Annotated in this window: 18 protein-coding genes and 3 tRNA genes; all 21 read right to left on the bottom strand. The window is 40.9% G+C overall.

The genetic code is table 11. From position 1 onward, the window contains the following. Positions 1-181: 181 nt before the first annotated feature. Positions 182-514, bottom strand: a complete 333-nt coding sequence (locus DYC50_RS03640; RefSeq protein ID WP_115249029.1) for a hypothetical protein — start codon at positions 512-514, stop codon at positions 182-184. A gap of 20 nt (positions 515-534) precedes the next feature. After that, positions 535-672, bottom strand: coding sequence for a hypothetical protein (locus DYC50_RS10800; RefSeq protein ID WP_115249028.1), 138 nt, complete (start codon positions 670-672; stop codon positions 535-537). 54 nt (positions 673-726) lie between these two features. Continuing rightward, the gene (locus DYC50_RS03625) at positions 727-945 is read right to left on the bottom strand and encodes a hypothetical protein (RefSeq protein WP_115249027.1); all 219 of its coding nucleotides are present in this window, start codon (positions 943-945) and stop codon (positions 727-729) included. 18 nt (positions 946-963) lie between these two features. Beyond that, a complete protein-coding gene (gene recC, locus DYC50_RS03620; RefSeq protein WP_115249026.1) occupies positions 964-4,380 on the bottom strand; it encodes an exodeoxyribonuclease V subunit gamma in 3,417 nt (1,138 codons plus the stop codon). A gap of 11 nt (positions 4,381-4,391) precedes the next feature. Beyond that, a complete protein-coding gene (locus DYC50_RS03615) occupies positions 4,392-4,697 on the bottom strand; it encodes a DUF5374 domain-containing protein (RefSeq protein WP_103854152.1) in 306 nt (101 codons plus the stop codon). Next, positions 4,678-5,355 carry a DUF2572 family protein gene (locus DYC50_RS03610; RefSeq protein ID WP_115249025.1) on the bottom strand — a complete coding sequence of 226 codons (678 nt, stop codon included), beginning with the start codon at positions 5,353-5,355 and terminating at the stop codon, positions 4,678-4,680. Before DYC50_RS03610 ends, DYC50_RS03615 begins: the two co-directional genes overlap by 20 nt. Further along, the gene (locus tag DYC50_RS03605; RefSeq protein ID WP_115249024.1) at positions 5,352-6,074 is read right to left on the bottom strand and encodes a PulJ/GspJ family protein; all 723 of its coding nucleotides are present in this window, start codon (positions 6,072-6,074) and stop codon (positions 5,352-5,354) included. The genes DYC50_RS03610 and DYC50_RS03605 overlap by 4 nt, the downstream gene beginning before the upstream one ends. Then, positions 6,075-6,599 carry a type II secretion system protein gene (locus DYC50_RS03600; protein ID WP_115249023.1) on the bottom strand — a complete coding sequence of 175 codons (525 nt, stop codon included), beginning with the start codon at positions 6,597-6,599 and terminating at the stop codon, positions 6,075-6,077. It lies immediately after the preceding gene. Positions 6,600-6,823: 224 nt separating this feature from the next. Next, positions 6,824-6,899, bottom strand: a tRNA-Lys gene (locus tag DYC50_RS03595). Between the two features lie 24 nt (positions 6,900-6,923). Then, positions 6,924-6,999, bottom strand: a tRNA-Lys gene (locus tag DYC50_RS03590). Positions 7,000-7,027: 28 nt separating this feature from the next. Further along, positions 7,028-7,103, bottom strand: a tRNA-Lys gene (locus DYC50_RS03585). Between the two features lie 181 nt (positions 7,104-7,284). Then, complete coding sequence (gene pal, locus DYC50_RS03580; protein ID WP_103855200.1) at positions 7,285-7,755, bottom strand: peptidoglycan-associated lipoprotein Pal; 471 nt, start codon at positions 7,753-7,755, stop codon at positions 7,285-7,287. 9 nt (positions 7,756-7,764) lie between these two features. Continuing rightward, positions 7,765-9,063: a Tol-Pal system beta propeller repeat protein TolB gene (gene tolB / locus DYC50_RS03575; protein ID WP_425451081.1), complete on the bottom strand. Its 1,299-nt coding sequence runs from the start codon at positions 9,061-9,063 to the stop codon at positions 7,765-7,767. A gap of 36 nt (positions 9,064-9,099) precedes the next feature. Next, the gene (gene tolA / locus DYC50_RS03570) at positions 9,100-10,356 is read right to left on the bottom strand and encodes a cell envelope integrity protein TolA (RefSeq protein WP_115249021.1); all 1,257 of its coding nucleotides are present in this window, start codon (positions 10,354-10,356) and stop codon (positions 9,100-9,102) included. Between the two features lie 16 nt (positions 10,357-10,372). Beyond that, positions 10,373-10,795, bottom strand: a complete 423-nt coding sequence (gene tolR / locus DYC50_RS03565; RefSeq protein WP_103854158.1) for a colicin uptake protein TolR — start codon at positions 10,793-10,795, stop codon at positions 10,373-10,375. A 49-nt stretch (positions 10,796-10,844) separates the two neighbouring features. Then, positions 10,845-11,528, bottom strand: a complete 684-nt coding sequence (gene tolQ / locus DYC50_RS03560) for a protein TolQ (protein ID WP_103854159.1) — start codon at positions 11,526-11,528, stop codon at positions 10,845-10,847. A gap of 45 nt (positions 11,529-11,573) precedes the next feature. Next, positions 11,574-11,972: a tol-pal system-associated acyl-CoA thioesterase gene (gene ybgC / locus DYC50_RS03555; protein WP_103854160.1), complete on the bottom strand. Its 399-nt coding sequence runs from the start codon at positions 11,970-11,972 to the stop codon at positions 11,574-11,576. Between the two features lie 183 nt (positions 11,973-12,155). Then, on the bottom strand, positions 12,156-12,458 hold the full coding sequence (gene ybgE, locus DYC50_RS03550) for a cyd operon protein YbgE (RefSeq protein ID WP_115249020.1): 303 nt from the start codon (positions 12,456-12,458) through the stop codon (positions 12,156-12,158). Between the two features lie 4 nt (positions 12,459-12,462). After that, a complete protein-coding gene (locus tag DYC50_RS03545) occupies positions 12,463-12,561 on the bottom strand; it encodes a cytochrome bd oxidase small subunit, CydX/CbdX family (protein ID WP_103853713.1) in 99 nt (32 codons plus the stop codon). An 11-nt stretch (positions 12,562-12,572) separates the two neighbouring features. Then, positions 12,573-13,709, bottom strand: coding sequence for a cytochrome d ubiquinol oxidase subunit II (gene cydB / locus DYC50_RS03540; protein WP_115249019.1), 1,137 nt, complete (start codon positions 13,707-13,709; stop codon positions 12,573-12,575). Between the two features lie 14 nt (positions 13,710-13,723). Then, positions 13,724-15,286 (bottom strand): cytochrome ubiquinol oxidase subunit I, encoded by a 1,563-nt coding sequence (locus DYC50_RS03535; RefSeq protein ID WP_103853715.1) that lies wholly within the window; start codon positions 15,284-15,286, stop codon positions 13,724-13,726. Between the last annotated feature and the right edge of the window lie 217 nt (positions 15,287-15,503).

Genomic DNA, 15,503 nt, shown 5'->3' with positions numbered 1-15,503 from the left:
TTATTACAAGAACGTATTACCTGTATTACAAGTAACAAACCTATTTTGCTGAAGGAAGAAAGGCAACACGGGGGCTAGGTGCGAAAGGAAAATGTTTTAATCCAATACAAATCCTTAGAAAACCATAAAAAATAAGCCCGCAGTTTGTGGGGCTTATTGCAAACATTGTTAAATTCACCGCCTATTTTTCAGGGGATAATTTATCAATGCAATATTCTGACGACTTCTCCCCAATATTTTCCATCGCATTTTCTAACTGCTTAATGGTCATATTGCCTTCATTTAATTTTTGCTCAAGGCCCAAATGTTCAAATTCATTTTGTATTTGCGAAATAAAACACCCACAGAATTGCGCTTTAGGAATTTCAAGAATTCTCGATAATTCGCCTAATTTTCCCTGATTACATTCTTCATACACAGAATAAATCATTTCTGACATCACTTCTGTGCCAAAATTTCCTGCCCATAACATAGGCGAAAACAATAGTCCCAAAAGGGCGGTGATTTTTTTCATTGTTTTTCCTTATTGCTAGTTTACTGTGTTTCGTTCAATTGACGGTACATACCACAAGCTTCCTGAACCCCTGCGTAGCAAGCGTGTGCAAAATATTCTCTGGCTTTTAAGGGATCTTGTTTTATTCCGTAACCTTTAAGGTAGGCATCTGCAAGCAATAAGAATGCTTGCCAATCATCTTGCTCTGCCGCTTTCTCAAACCATTCTAACGCTTAGCATAAACCTAAATTGTATTCAGCCTCTGAAACGCCCTGCTTTTCCAACGATTGGAATAGTTTAAATGCAGTATAAAAATCATTGTTATAAGCTGCATCCAAGGCTTGTTGGAATTGTTTTTCTTGCTCAGCTGTGTAGGCATAAGCCACTTGCGTTGCGCCTAAAATGGAAAAAGAAAAGAGTACCGTTGCTAAAAGTGTTTTGGTAAATTTCATTGTGTGTTCCTGATTTAATTATTCCAAGCTATCCAACATCAACCCAAACCAATCCTGCATTATGCTGGTCATTGCGTTTAAGTCCAGTTGCGCTAATTCTTGTTCGCTTAACACGCGTTGCCAGTATTTATCTTCTTGCTTAAAACCATAATCGTTGCCATAAATGCTTTCGTACAAGATGGCCAAGCATTTTTGTTGGATTTTGGCTTCATCATCTTTGCCTTTTTCATTTTTGAGTGCTTTGAAATAGTTCCCCAAATTTTCTGTTAGCACTAAGCAAGGGGATTGCAGGGCTTGAACATAGGCTTCTAGATAACATTGTAATTGTGCAAGTGCGGTATTTTTTGGCAGAATTTTAAACCGCACTTGTTCGCCTTTGGCGTAACTATGAGCAGGGGCGACATTTTCTTGTGTTGCACATTGCACTAAATAATAGATCCAGTTTTCAATCAGATCTTTATCGCGGATTTTCCCACCCACACGCCAAGTAACTCTCTCCACTTTCCCCTTTGATGTGCCATCAACCAAAGGATAAAGCTGATTGATTACGCCTGTTAAACACAAGGTTTGAGTTGGCAGGATGAAATCTAGCTCCACCGCCACGCTTTGGCTTTCTTGTGTTAAATAGTCTGCCACCTCTTTTTTCAGATCACGAATATCTTGGCTAAGTTTTTGCTCTTGTACTTCGGCAAATGCGCCCCTTGGCATTATGCCTTTAATTTGTAATTGGCGGAAAAATTGGTTAAATTCATTATCATTGAGATAGAGCAGTTGCTGGTTAATGGCATAGCGCTCCAAGTTATCGAAATCGAAATTTTCTGTATCCCTTAAGGCACTTTCTTCATTTTGCAGGTGAATGCCTAAAATCTGCTCTAGGAAAAATCGGATCGGGTGCTGCACAAAGGCGATAAGCTGGCTTAACGCCACTGTTTGCACCCGATGATCATTATTCAACGGCTGAATAAAGCCCTGTTCTTGCTGCGCGGTTTTATTCACTAATGGCAACCATTTGCGCGCAAAAGTGCGGTGTTTTTTACTGAAATTTTTCTCGCTAAAAGCGGTCATTGGGTGATGTAGCACCAATTTTTTACGCCAATATTCATTCGGATTTTCGCCCTCCTCATTCTCAGGCACTGGCAAATTTTCTGCCACATAATCCAATAATTGATTTACCAGTACAGAGGGTTCTTTCGGTTCATCATCAATGATTGAATGCCCGACATAACTGAGATAGAAATAATCTTGCGCAGAAACAAGCGCTTCAAGGAAGAGATAGCGATCATCATCTCGTTTGAAACGATCGCCTTTTTGCTGATGATATTGCATAAGATCAAAGCTATTTGGTGTACTTTGGCGTGGGTATTCTCCTTCATTCATTCCTAGCAAGCACACCACGCGGAATGGGATTGAACGCATTGGCAATAAGGTGCAAAAATTCACTTTCCCCGCCAAAAAACGTAAGTTATGCGGATTTTCTTGCAAATAGCCACTCATCACTTCCGCCACCACTTCTGCGCCAAGTGGTTGTTCAAATTGCACATTGACCAAAGGCTCGGCAAAGGTTTCAATGCAATCATTAAGATACCATTGGGTTTCTTGGCTCGTTTCGTCAAATTGGAAAAAGGTTTCCACCAGTTGGAATAAAGCTTGCTGCCATTGCTCAACAGAATGTTCGCCGCAAAGTGTTTGACACCATTGATAAAGTTGTTCAATAAATTCCGCTAAATAGCCTGCTAATTGCCCTTTTAAGCCGTAGCTATTATCAAAACCTAGGCTGTCTTGCCAAATGCCATTTTCTTCACGCATTGCATAGCCGAGCAACATTCGTTCCAGCCCCGCTTTCCACGCGTTATAATTTTCTTGCGCCACGCCCTGATATTTTTCCAAGCCAAAGCGAATGCCTGAATCTTCTACCCAATGATGAATATAAGGCAAATCTTCAAGCTCAATATGAAAACGGGCGCGGATACTTGGAATATCGAGAAAATCCATCACATCTTGCGCGCTAAACAGACTTTCTTTCAGGTTTAACAATTTGATGAAAGCCGACACGATCACATCATTTTCCGACAATTTATTATCCGAAATGGAAAATGGAATGTAAGGCTTACCCTGCTCAAAAACCGCGCGAATATAAGGGGTATATTTATCAATATCGGCGACCATTACCACCACATCTTTTGGCGTTAGGCCCGGGTCTTGATTAAATAAATGCAGTAAATAATCCTGCAAGGCTTCTACTTCTCGCATTGCGCTATAACAGGCGTGAATGGAAAAAGACAGATCTTGCGGAGCAAAATGCAGCGGCTCAATGCCTGTTGGGGTAAGGGTTAAAATGCGTTGCTGAATTTGGTGTAATAAACTGTCTTCTGCCAATGCTACATAGGCATTAATTTCATTAGCTTGCAAATCGGTGAGTAGATAAAGAAAATCACGCCCTTGCTTGCCCCAAGAAGAAAGTAACGGATTACCCACTTGCAACATTTCTTGCTCGGCAGTGCGCTCGTACAGCTCTTGTTCTAATCGTGCAATTTGCTGATGAGAAAATAATGGGTTAGCTTGCTGGCTTTGTTGATCGGTGCGGGAACGCTGCTGTAATTTTTGCCAATATTGCTTATCGACAATATCCCCCCAATACTCACGGCAAGGATTGGTAAAAAATAAATGCACATCACAAAACTCGCTGATGCCATTGAGAATTTCCAGATACACTTTTGGCAGGGCTGAAATACCAAACACAAAAATGCGTTTCGGCAGTTTCAATGGTGCTTTTTCACCCAGTAGCTGAAGAAATTGTTGGTGTAAATACGCCCTGTGCCAGACTTCTTCACTGCCATTTTGCTGTTGAATTTCCACCACTAATGCACGCCACAAAATGCCTTGCCATTCAATATGGCGTGTAATTTGATCGGCTAACTGTTGTTTATCTTCACTTTTCTGTGCCGCAATTTGTTGTGCGATGCTGCTGTCGGCATTTTTTTCCCACGCGCTAATCCAATCTGGACGATACACCAAATATTGGTCAAATAAATCTGCCACTTTTTCTGCTAGCTGATACAACTTTTGCTGTGCCGATTGTGGCGCAGAATTGAGATAATCTCGCAATGGTGCAAAGGCGGGTTGTGCTAAATATTGCGGAATCAATCGCATTAAGCGCCATACAATCTGCTCTTTGGCAAATTGATTTTGCTGCGTTACATTAAACAAATTATCGCGATACAGCTGCCAAATAAAAGTTGCTGGCATAGGAAATTGTAAATTCGCTGAAATTCCTTGCTTTTCCGCAATTTGCCATTGCAGCCACTGCGCCATTCCGGGACTTTGTACCAAAATAGTTTCCGACTGCAACGGATCGTCCAACGGCATTGTTTTCATTAAATGCAGTAGGATCTCTTTTTGTGTTTCAAGCAAATTGGAATAATAAACGGTTAGCACAGAATTTCCTTTTATAAGCTGGTTTCCCCTGTGGGATAACGCACAGTAACTTTATTTTTATGACAATGAAGATGAAAAATAAGCTGATTTTGTTCAATTTGAGTTTGACAACTCAGCCCCATAAACAGACGCTGCTGCTGATTATGCGCAATAGAAATGGCTTGTAAATCTTGATAAATTTTCACCGCACTTTGCCGCTGGTGCGTGAGCCATTGATTAATGGACAGAAAAATACCACTAAATAGGGTTAAAGTCATTAGCAAAGAAAATAAATTCATTCCTTTGTATTTTAGCGGTCTATAAAGGCTCGAAATCATACCAGCTCCTTTTTGCTAGCCGCCAAAAACGATAAGCCTGTACCACTTCTTGTAGCGTTTTCTTATTGTAAACTAATTTCACATTTTCCCCTTGATGTAATTGCCCTTGCGTAATCACAGCGCCGCGAATTTCCCCTTTGCCAGATAAAGTTAAATCACCTTCCGCCACAATCACCGCATAAATATTGCCGTTGATTTCCCAATGTTTCTCGCGTTCAGAAAACCAATAAAGGGGATATTTGCTGATATTTTCTTGCTGTAAAACTTTAGCAAACAGAGGTGTGATCGCAGGATCAAAATATTGCGAAAATTCCCCCGCACTTATGCCACGACTCGGCGTTTTCTGAAATAGGCTTATTCGCTCGCACCAAGCAAAATGCGCGGCCTCATCAAAAGTGCGGTGGTTTTTTGTTGGATTTTTAAACTCAAGACGATAGACAGAATCCGCATAATCTAAGGGTAATTTTTCACATTCTTGTTGCAGATGTTGACTGCTTATTGGCAAGAGCGCTACATCATTTTCCGCATAATATTTTTGCTGTGCATTCATTGCTCGATAAAAATGTAGTTCTTCTTGATTAAACAACATTGCGATCATCAATAATGAACTAAGCAACAACAATAGAGTTAGGGTAACAATGCCTTTTTGTGCCTTCATTCTGCACCGCCTTGATTGAGCAAAGGAATCACTGTTTCGCTTTCATATTCAATATGCGGCTGCTTGACGAGTTGCCCTTTTAACTGTGCTACAAGCAACAAAGGTTCTTTTAGCCACTGCAAAGAAAAATGGGTGATCGCAATTTCACGATCATCAAACAGATCCACCCAACCGCCTTTCTCACACGCGGGTTGCTGAATGTAAGTTTGGCATTCTTCTTTTGTGCATTTTTGCTTAACGGTGTTTTTGTAAGTTAAACGTGTTTCTAGCATTTTTTGCTTTAGGCGATAACCAAACAATTCACGTTCGATTTCTTTTGCTCGATTTTTACCATTTTCAACGCATAATCCTTTGGTGTAAGTAGAGCCAATACAACCTGAATTATCCAAATCATAGAAAAATAACACACAGCTATTCGGCTTTTCTCCCGTGGCTTGGCTAACAACAAGACTTGTGCCTTGGCTGTCTTGCTCGAACAAGGCAAGATTATCCACTTTACGCTTTCCAACGGCTGCACGAAATCCCGTTCGGCGTAAATCTTTGCCGATTAATTGCAGGGTTCTTTCTATTTCGGCTTGTAAAAACAGCCGTGCATTCATTTGCTGAATTTGCCATTGGCTATGTTGATAAAATTTCACGATGGCGATTAATAATAGGCTAGATACCACCAAGGCGATCATCAAACCTAGCAAACTTTGCCCTTTTAAATAGCGGTTCATCTAAGGCTCTCCGCACGCACTGAGCGAATTTCCCTGTTTTAGCTTTAAGCTACCCACATTAAAAAAAGAAAATAAGGTTTTCGCTTGCCCTGCTTGCAATAAGAAGCAGTCCGCTTGAATGGTATTGCGGATACCGCTGAATCTAGCCATTTCTTGCGGAAAATAATGTTTACTGCTAATCATTGTTTGTTTTGGAAACAAGGGTTGATAAATATTCGCCATTAGCTCGTCTGCACATAAGTGCGGTTGTAAACAGTTGCATATTTTTTCGCTTTTGACTTGGGCGGCAATGCACCATTTTTGACTTGTCAGATCACGATTCGCCACTAAAAACCATACTTGATTAGAATTTTCTACGCGCCGTTGAATGGTACGGAAAAATAAATATAAGCGCTGTTGCTCTTTGCCTAGCAACCATTGTTCCTGATTCTGTTGCCATACGGGCAAGGCCGTAAGCAATAGCATACTGGAAATCAATAGCACGATAAGAAATTCTAATAGCGTGAAACCTTTCATTTTAGCCATAATAAAAACGCGGATTTTTCAACCGCACTTTTGCCTTGTTTATCGGTAATTTTCTATACGCAAGCCTAACAAGTGCGGTGCTTTTTTAGTAGGAAATGAAGAAAGTTTTGGAATCGAGATCGCAAAAATAATCAGAAAACGAGAATAAAGCGTAAGAATGTAATAGATTAAAAATAATAAGATAGAAGATAGATTGTGATGAAAATTTGGGGATAAATCGATGATGGTGGGTCGTGAAGGATTCGAACCTTCGACCAACGGATTAAAAGTCCGCTGCTCTACCGACTGAGCTAACGACCCTAAGTATATTTGATGGCTTTGAAGTGGTGGGTCGTGAAGGATTCGAACCTTCGACCAACGGATTAAAAGTCCGCTGCTCTACCGACTGAGCTAACGACCCTAAATATATTTAGGCTGTTACGTTTGATTGGTGGGTCGTGAAGGATTCGAACCTTCGACCAACGGATTAAAAGTCCGCTGCTCTACCGACTGAGCTAACGACCCGAACAGGTATCATTGCGTAACGGAGGCTTATAATACTGTTTTTATTTTAATAATCAATAAAAATTTTCTATTTTTTGTTTGTTTGCACGAATAAACAACAACTACATCACCCTTTACTACGCAGATAAATAAAAAACCGAGCATTCAAGGCTCGGTTTTTTTGTTTCGTCAATAAGGCAGATTAGTATGCTAACACTGCACGACGGTTTTTAGAATATGCAGCTTCAGTGTGGCCTAACTCAGCTGGTTTTTCTTCACCGTAAGAAACGGTTGAAAGCTGACCTGCTTGAACACCTTTAGCAGATAAGTAGTGCGCTACTGCGTCAGCACGGCGTTGACCTAATGCGATGTTGTACTCTGGCGTACCACGTTCGTCAGTGTTACCTTCAACAACCACTTTAGATGCTGGAGTTGCTGTTAAATATGCAGCGTGCGCATCTAAGATTTGTTGGTATTCACCTTCGATGTTGTATTTATCGAATCCAAAGTAAACTGTGTTGTAACGTTGCTGTAAATCTTCAACTGAATAACCGCCAAAGCTTTGGGCAGTTGCTACAGATGTTGTACCAGCAGTTTCATCTTTTGAAGAACTACAAGCTGCTAATACTGCTACAGAGCCTGCTACTACTAATAATTTTGCAAAGTTTTTCATTAACTTCTCCTAGTTTTTAGTTAAATATGGGGACCAAGCTGGAAATTTCACTTGCCCATCACTTCCCGGCAGACGTGCTTTGAAACGCCCATCAGCAGAAACCAATTGTAGCACCTTTCCTAAACCTTGTGTAGAACTATAAATAATCATAATTCCATTTGGTGAGATGCTTGGACTTTCATCTAAGAAAGTTGAGCTCAACATCTCTGTTGCGCCTGTTGCGAGATCTTTTTTCATAATGTGATCCGCAGAAATCATTATTAAGGTGCTGCCATCAGCAGAAATTTGTCCGCTATAAGTGCGACCACCAGAACTTAGTAAAGTTGCACCGCCACCACTTGCACTCATTTGATATACTTGTGGTGAACCACTTCTATCAGAAGTAAAGACGATTGAGCGACCATCTGGCGACCACGCAGGCTCAGTGTTGTTACCTGAACCGCTCGTTAATTGTGAAACGCTGCCACTGCCTAAATTCATTACATAAATATTTAGCACACCATCTTTTGATGAAGCAAAGGCTAATCTTGAACCATCAGGCGAAAACGCTGGCGCACCATTATGTCCTTTGAAAGAAGCAACCACGCGGCGCGCGCCTGAGCGTAAATCTTGCACTACGAGCTGAGATTTGCGGTTTTCAAAAGAAACATAAGCAAGTTTATTACCATCTGGTGACCAAGCTGGCGACATTAATGGCTGTGCGCTTTGGGTAACGATAAATTGGTTATGTCCATCATAATCAGCAACACGCACTTGATAAGGCTTTGAGCCACCATTTTTTTGCACCACATAGGCGATTTTTGTTCTAAATGCCCCACGAATGCCTGTGAGTTTTTCAAACACTTCATCACTTACCGTATGCGCGCCTAAGCGAATTGCGCTGGCTGGAACGGCATATTGATTTTGCGCTAATACTGCGCCTGCTGTGCCTGATGCCCCAATAGTATCCACAAGTTGATAAGCAATGCTGTATCCATTGCCATTTGGTGTAACTTGTCCAACCACGATAGCATCAATACCTAAAGATGACCACGCATCTGGATTCACTTCTGAAGCTGAAGTAGGTTGTTGTGGCATTTTTGCTGGCGAAATGGGATTGAATTTACCGCTATTTCTTAAATCGGCGGCGATAATATCCGCCACATTGGTTGGCATTGCACCTGCGCCATTCCATTTAAATGGCACAACGGCGATAGGGCGCGCGCTATCAACCCCTTCGTCAATCACAATACGAACTTCGTCATCTGCTAAGGCGACATTTGCCAATAGCACCCATAGCATCGTTAAAAACTGTGTGATACGAATCATTACTTTCATAAAATTCACCTTAGATTGTTAAACCAATTACTTCAAATCAAAATCAATAACTGGTGATTTATATTTACTATAAATAGCATCTGATGGCGCAGCCGGCACTTTCTTCGTTCTTGCTACTGCACTCATTGCCGCAGAACAAATATCATCAGGGCCAGAAATTCTTTGATAACTTGAGATCGTGCCATCACGTTGCAATTGAATACGAATGCGACAGACTTTCCCTGCAAAGCTCGGATCTTTTAAGAAACGGCGTTGAATTTCTTTCTTAATGACGCCTGCATAGCGATCACCTTCTTTTTTGCCATCACCTGCACCTAAACCTGCGCCACTACCTTGGCTACCTGCTTTATTTGCATTACCGCCAACTTTAGCACTGCCACCACCAATATCACCACCGTTAAGAAAATCATCTAATGCGGCTTGTTGGGCGCGGCGTTTGTTGGCTTCAGCCTTTGCTTTCGCTTCTGCCTTAGCTTTGTCTGCTTTTGCCTTGGCTTCAGCTTTCGCTTTAGCTTCTGCCTCTGCTTTGGCTTTTGCAGCAGCTTCAACCTTTGATTTTTCCGCTTGAGCTTTTTTCTCTGCGTCCGCTTTAGCTTTTGCCTCCGCCGCTGCTTTTTCGGCTTTTAACTTGGCTTCTTTTTCAGCTTGTTCTTTGGCTTTTTTCGCTTGCTCAGTGGCTTTCGCTTTGGCTTCTTCGGCTTTCTTCGCTTGCTCAGCAGCTTTCGCTTTGGCTTCTTCTTCCGCTTTTTTAGCTTGTGCCGCTAAACGTTTTGCCTCCGCGTCTGCTTTCAGCTTTGCGGCTTCCGCCTCTTGTTTCGCCTTTGCTTCTTGCAACTTCTGTTTTTCTAAGGCAATGCGAGCTTGTTCTTCACGCTGCCTTTGTTGCTCTGCCAACTGTTCTTGCTGTTTTTTCAGTTCAAGCTGTTTTTGACGCTCTTGCTCCAGCTGTTTTTCAAACTGCTTCTGGCGTTCCAATTCTTGCTGACGTTTTTGCTCTTCTAATTGTGCTTGTTTTTGTTCTTGTGGATCCGGTTCTTTCTGCTGCGGTTGAGTAGGTTTATCCACCTGCCCTTTTTTCTGTTGTTGCAAACGTCCCCATTCCTGTGCGGCGGATCCTGTATCGACCATTACGGCGCTGATCACATCGCCATCACCTTCACCGCCGCCCATTATTTCTACTTTGTAATAAAGCGAGCCAAGAATTAACAAACCAAATAGAATAATGTGCAGAATAATTGAAATGGCAAAGGCGCCAATTCCGTTATTTCGTTGATTATTACGCACAATAGACCTACTTACCTTAAATTGGGTTTGTCATTAATCCAACAGATTTTATTCCTGCTAGATGCAGTAAATTGAGTGCTTTAATCACTTCTTCATAAGGCACATCTTTCGCTCCGCCAACCAAGAACATTGTGTTGTTGTCTTTGTCATATTCTTGTTTAGCCATTTGCGTAACCATTTCTTCTGTGAGATTTTCACTGCGTTCACCGCCAATGGAAAGGCTATATTGACCAATGCCTGAAACTTCTAAAATAACGGGCACTTTGTCTTCATTGGATACGGATTGGCTTTCTACCGCATCAGGCAATTCCACTTGCACACTTTGTGAAATGATTGGTGCGGTTGCCATAAAAATAAGCAATAGCACTAATAACACATCTAAAAATGGCACTATATTGATTTCAGATTTTATATCACGACGTTTACGACGATAAGACATTATTGCCTCTAAAAACTTTGCTAAAAATCACCGCACTTTGTGCGACATACTATTGATGACGACCGAAAACTTGACGATGCAAGATGGTGGTAAATTCATCAATAAAGTTACCATAATTTTGCTCAAGTTTATTGACGCGTAAACTTAAACGGTTATACGCCATTACCGCAGGAATTGCGGCAAATAGACCAATTGCTGTTGCGATCAAGGCTTCTGCGATCCCCGGTGCAACCATTTGCAAGGTGGCTTGTTTGGCGCCACTTAGCGCCATAAAGGCGTGCATAATTCCCCAAACCGTACCAAATAAGCCGATATATGGGCTGATTGATGCGACCGTAGCTAGGAATGGTACGCGTGTTTCCACATCTTCAATTTCACGGTTCATTGCCAAATTCATTGCGCGCGTGCTGCCTTGAATAATGGCTTCTGGGGCATCTGGGTTGGCTTTTTTCAAGCGTGAGAACTCTTTAAAGCCGACATAGAAAATTTGTTCGCTACCTGTTAAACCATCACGGCGGTTAGATAGGCCTTCGTATAATTTATTTAATTCTTCGCCAGACCAAAAACGATCTTCAAACGCGGAGGAATCTTTTAAGGCTTTGGTTAATACGCGGCTGCGTTGGATAATGATCGCCCAAGACATAATGGAAAAGGCGATCAGGATTACAATTACAATTTGAACCACTACACTGGCTTTTAAAAACAGTTCCAAAAAGTTCAATTCACTGGTCATTACATAGCTCCAAAAAATAGGATAGTAAAATAGGTAAGTGCTTATTTACCCGTTAAATGCTGCTTTAATTTCTTGTGGAATAGCAACAGGTTTCATTTTTGTGAGATCCACACAGGCCACTTTTACTTCAGCCGTACAAATCAACACATCATTACGTTTTATTTGCTGCGAAAACAAAATTGTTGCGCCTTTAATGCCGCTTACTTCTGTTTCCACCGTTAATAAATCATCTAGCTTTGCGGCAAGACGATAATCAATCTGCATTGTTTTGACAACAAATGCGAGATTATGTTCATCAAGCAATGCCTGTTGAGAAAAGCCTAATTCACGCAGGTAATCGGTTCTTGCTCGCTCAAAGAAATGCAGATAACGGGCGTGATAAACCACTCCGCCTGCATCGGTATCTTCATAATAAACTCGTATTGGTAGAGAAAATCGTTGCATAAATTATCAACCTTGAGTTTTTAATCGTTGTTTTTTAGTACAGAAAATTGCCGTATTGTAGAGAGCTTAATCAGGATTAGCAAGAAATAAAGTGCGGTGAAAATTAAAAAGATTTTTGCTTTATTTGCTGATATAAGAAAAACTTGGCAAAAAATCACCGCACTTTGATAAATGAGTATTTGATCAATGCGTGAACGCTGGCAAAAGGAAATGTTGCACTAAGGCAATGATGCCAACGATATAACCAACATAAGGAAAAAATAGCCCTTTCCAAATGGCTGCACGAATTTCAAACCCAATGCCGTGAATCCATAAAATCACCGTTGCCCACAAAATAAAAATAACCCAAACAGGTGGCGCCGTTCTTAATTGTGTGGCAAATTCATTAATATTAAAGAAAAAGCAAAGGGTTAATGCGATAGCTAAGATCAACGAAAGGGCTCGCCAAGAGCCCTTATTTACTAAATGATATGCTTTATCAATCATTGACTTACTCGTCAAATTTACCTGTTTTTTCAATGCCAATGGTAATCACTGCACTTAGCATTATGGCAAACAAGACACCCACTACCCATAAAACATAAAACATAACTTCGCTCCTTAGTATAATGAGTTTTTGTTGTCTTCGATGAAATCACTGTCCAAACGACCAAACATTTTGATGTATGACCAGATGGTGTAAGACAATAAGATCACCACAAACACTAATGCAAAACCAAGCATTAAGGTTAAGGTTAATTGGCTTGATGTTGAATCCCACATTAATAGGCTCATATCAGGATGAGAGCTTGATGGCATTACAAATGGGAACATTGCCACGCCACAAGTTAAGATCACGCCAGCCATTGTTAATGATGAGAACAAGAAGGCAAAACCACAGCGGTTTGCTTTCGATGCCAATACATTTAATAACGCACCACCTACCGCTAAAGCAGGGAAGATGAACAATACAGGGGCATCAAAGTAGTTTTTGAACCACGCGCCCGCTTCAACTGCCACTTGTTTTGTTAATGGTGATGAAGGTGCATTATGATCCACTACGCTAGTTACCACATAGCCATCTTTGAAGTATAACCACACGCCTGCTAATACGAAGGTGATTAAGGTTGCCATTGCGCCAACTTGGGTAATCACTCTTGCACGCTCACGCAATTCAGAAGTGGTTTTTAATTGTAACCACGCACCGCCTTGCGTAATGAGCATTGATAAGCTAATTAAGCCACAAAGTAAGGCAAATGGGTTTAATAATTCAAAGAATGATCCTGTGTAGAAAATTTGGTGCATATCATTGAAATAGAATGGCACACCTTGTAATAGGTTACCAAAGGCCACACCAAATACTACTGATGGCACAAATCCACCAATGAATAAGCCCCAATCCCATAGCTTGCGCCATAATGGATTGTCGATTTTAGCGCGATATTCTAAGCCCACTGGACGGAAGAATAATGCCGCTAACACTAAGATCATTGCAATAAAGAAACCTGAGAATGAAGTTGCATAAACTAATGGCCAAGCTGCAAACATTGCACCGCCAGCAGTTAATAACCACACTTGGTTTCCGTCCCAGTGGGGAGCGATTGAGTTGATCATAATGCGTTTTTCCACTTCTTTTTTACCTGCAAATGGTAATAGTGTTAAAACGCCCATATCAAATCCATCGGTTACTACGAAGCCAATCAGTAATATACCAACGAGAACCCACCAAACAAAACGTAAAAATTCGTAATCAATCATAGTTAGGCTCCTAATTATTTAGATGACTGCTCAAAGTAGTAACGACCTGTTTTTAATGCACTCGGGCCAAGACGAGCATATTTAAACATTAAGTACATTTCCACTACTAAGAAAATAGTATAAAGGGCGCAAATCAGACCGATTGAGAACCATAATTCGCCAGTGGTTAAGTTCGATGCTGCCACACCAACTGGTAACATATCGTAAATAGCCCAAGGCTGACGACCATATTCCGCTAAGAACCAGCCACTTTCAATGGCAAGCCAAGGAAGCGGAAGTCCCCATAATAATGCGTGTAACAAGAAGCGGCTTTTACCCACTGTTTTACGCACATTTTGTACCACGGCGGCAATCATTAAGATAAGAATTAAGCCACCTGCTGCCATCATTACACGGAACGCCCAGAATGTTGGCCCAACATTAGGTACAGTATCTAAGGTTGCTTGCTTAATTTGTGATTCTGTTGCATCAACCACTTTGTCTGTATAGCGTTTTAATAGTAAGCCATAACCAAGATCACCACGCACTGCATCAAATTGTGCTTTGGTTTCTTCATTGATTTGACCAGCTTTTTTCTCTGCTCTTAATTGCTCAAGCAAACCATAAGCCACCATACCTTGACGAACACGTTGTTCATTCACCACTAAAATATCGTTAATCCCTGCAAAGGTTTTATCCAATGAACGAGTTACGATAATCCCTGCGGCGTAAGGAATTTGTAAGGCAAAATCATTATGTCTTTCTGCTTGATTTGGCACCACAATCATATTCCAGTTAGCTGGTGCGGGTTCAGTATGCCACTCACCTTCCATTGCGGCTAATTTCATTGGTTGTTTTTGTCCGATTTCATAACCAGATTCATCACCCATAATTAGCACAGACACAACGGCAATAATACCGAATACAGAAGCGACAGAGAAAGAACGTTTAGCAAAACCAATATCACGTCCTTTTAAGATGTAATAAGCACTAATTGCTAAAACAAAGAATGCGCCTGAAACATAACCTGCAGATAACGTATGGAGGAATTTACTTTGTGCAACTGGATTTAACCAAAGATCCATAAAGCTGGTCATTTCCATTCGCATTGTTTCAAAATTGAAATCTGAGCCTACTGGCGCTTGCATCCAGCCGTTTGCCACCAAAATCCACATTGCAGAAAGGTTTGAACCGAAAGCCACGCAGTATGTTGAGAGTAAGTGCTTACCTTTTGATAAACGATCCCAACCGAAGAAGAATAACCCAACAAAGGTAGATTCTAAGAAGAAGGCTAATAATGCCTCAATTGCCAGTGGTGCACCAAAAATATCGCCCACATAATGTGAATAATATGACCAGTTAGTCCCGAACTGGAATTCCATTGTAATACCAGTTGTTACCCCTAAGGCAAAGTTAATACCAAATAACTTACCCCAGAATTTTGTCATATCTTTATAAACTTCTTTGCCTGTTGCCACATAAAGGGTTTCCATAATCACAAGAATGAAAGATAAACCCAATGTTAATGGCACAAACAAGAAGTGATATAACGCAGTTAATGCAAACTGCAATCTAGAGAGTTCAACAACGTCTAACATCTCAACTCCTTGTAAATATTACAAGTTCTAAACCAATGATTACTGTGTAATCACCCCAAAATCTTAAAGGTACACCCTTAAGGCAATTATGCTGAATTACCTTTGTTACAAAAACGGCTAAATTATAACCATTTTGTAACAAACGAAACGCACATAACTCCAGATCGGTATTATTCTACTACTAAAAGTATGGATAAAAAATAGCGAATAATGCCAC

Origin of the sequence: Avibacterium avium, assembly GCF_900454535.1 — a bacterium.
Taxonomy (GTDB): Bacteria; Pseudomonadota; Gammaproteobacteria; order Enterobacterales; family Pasteurellaceae; genus Avibacterium; species Avibacterium avium.
The sequence above is the reverse complement of the archived record's forward strand: the minus strand, read 5'-3'. Positions and strand labels throughout refer to the sequence as shown.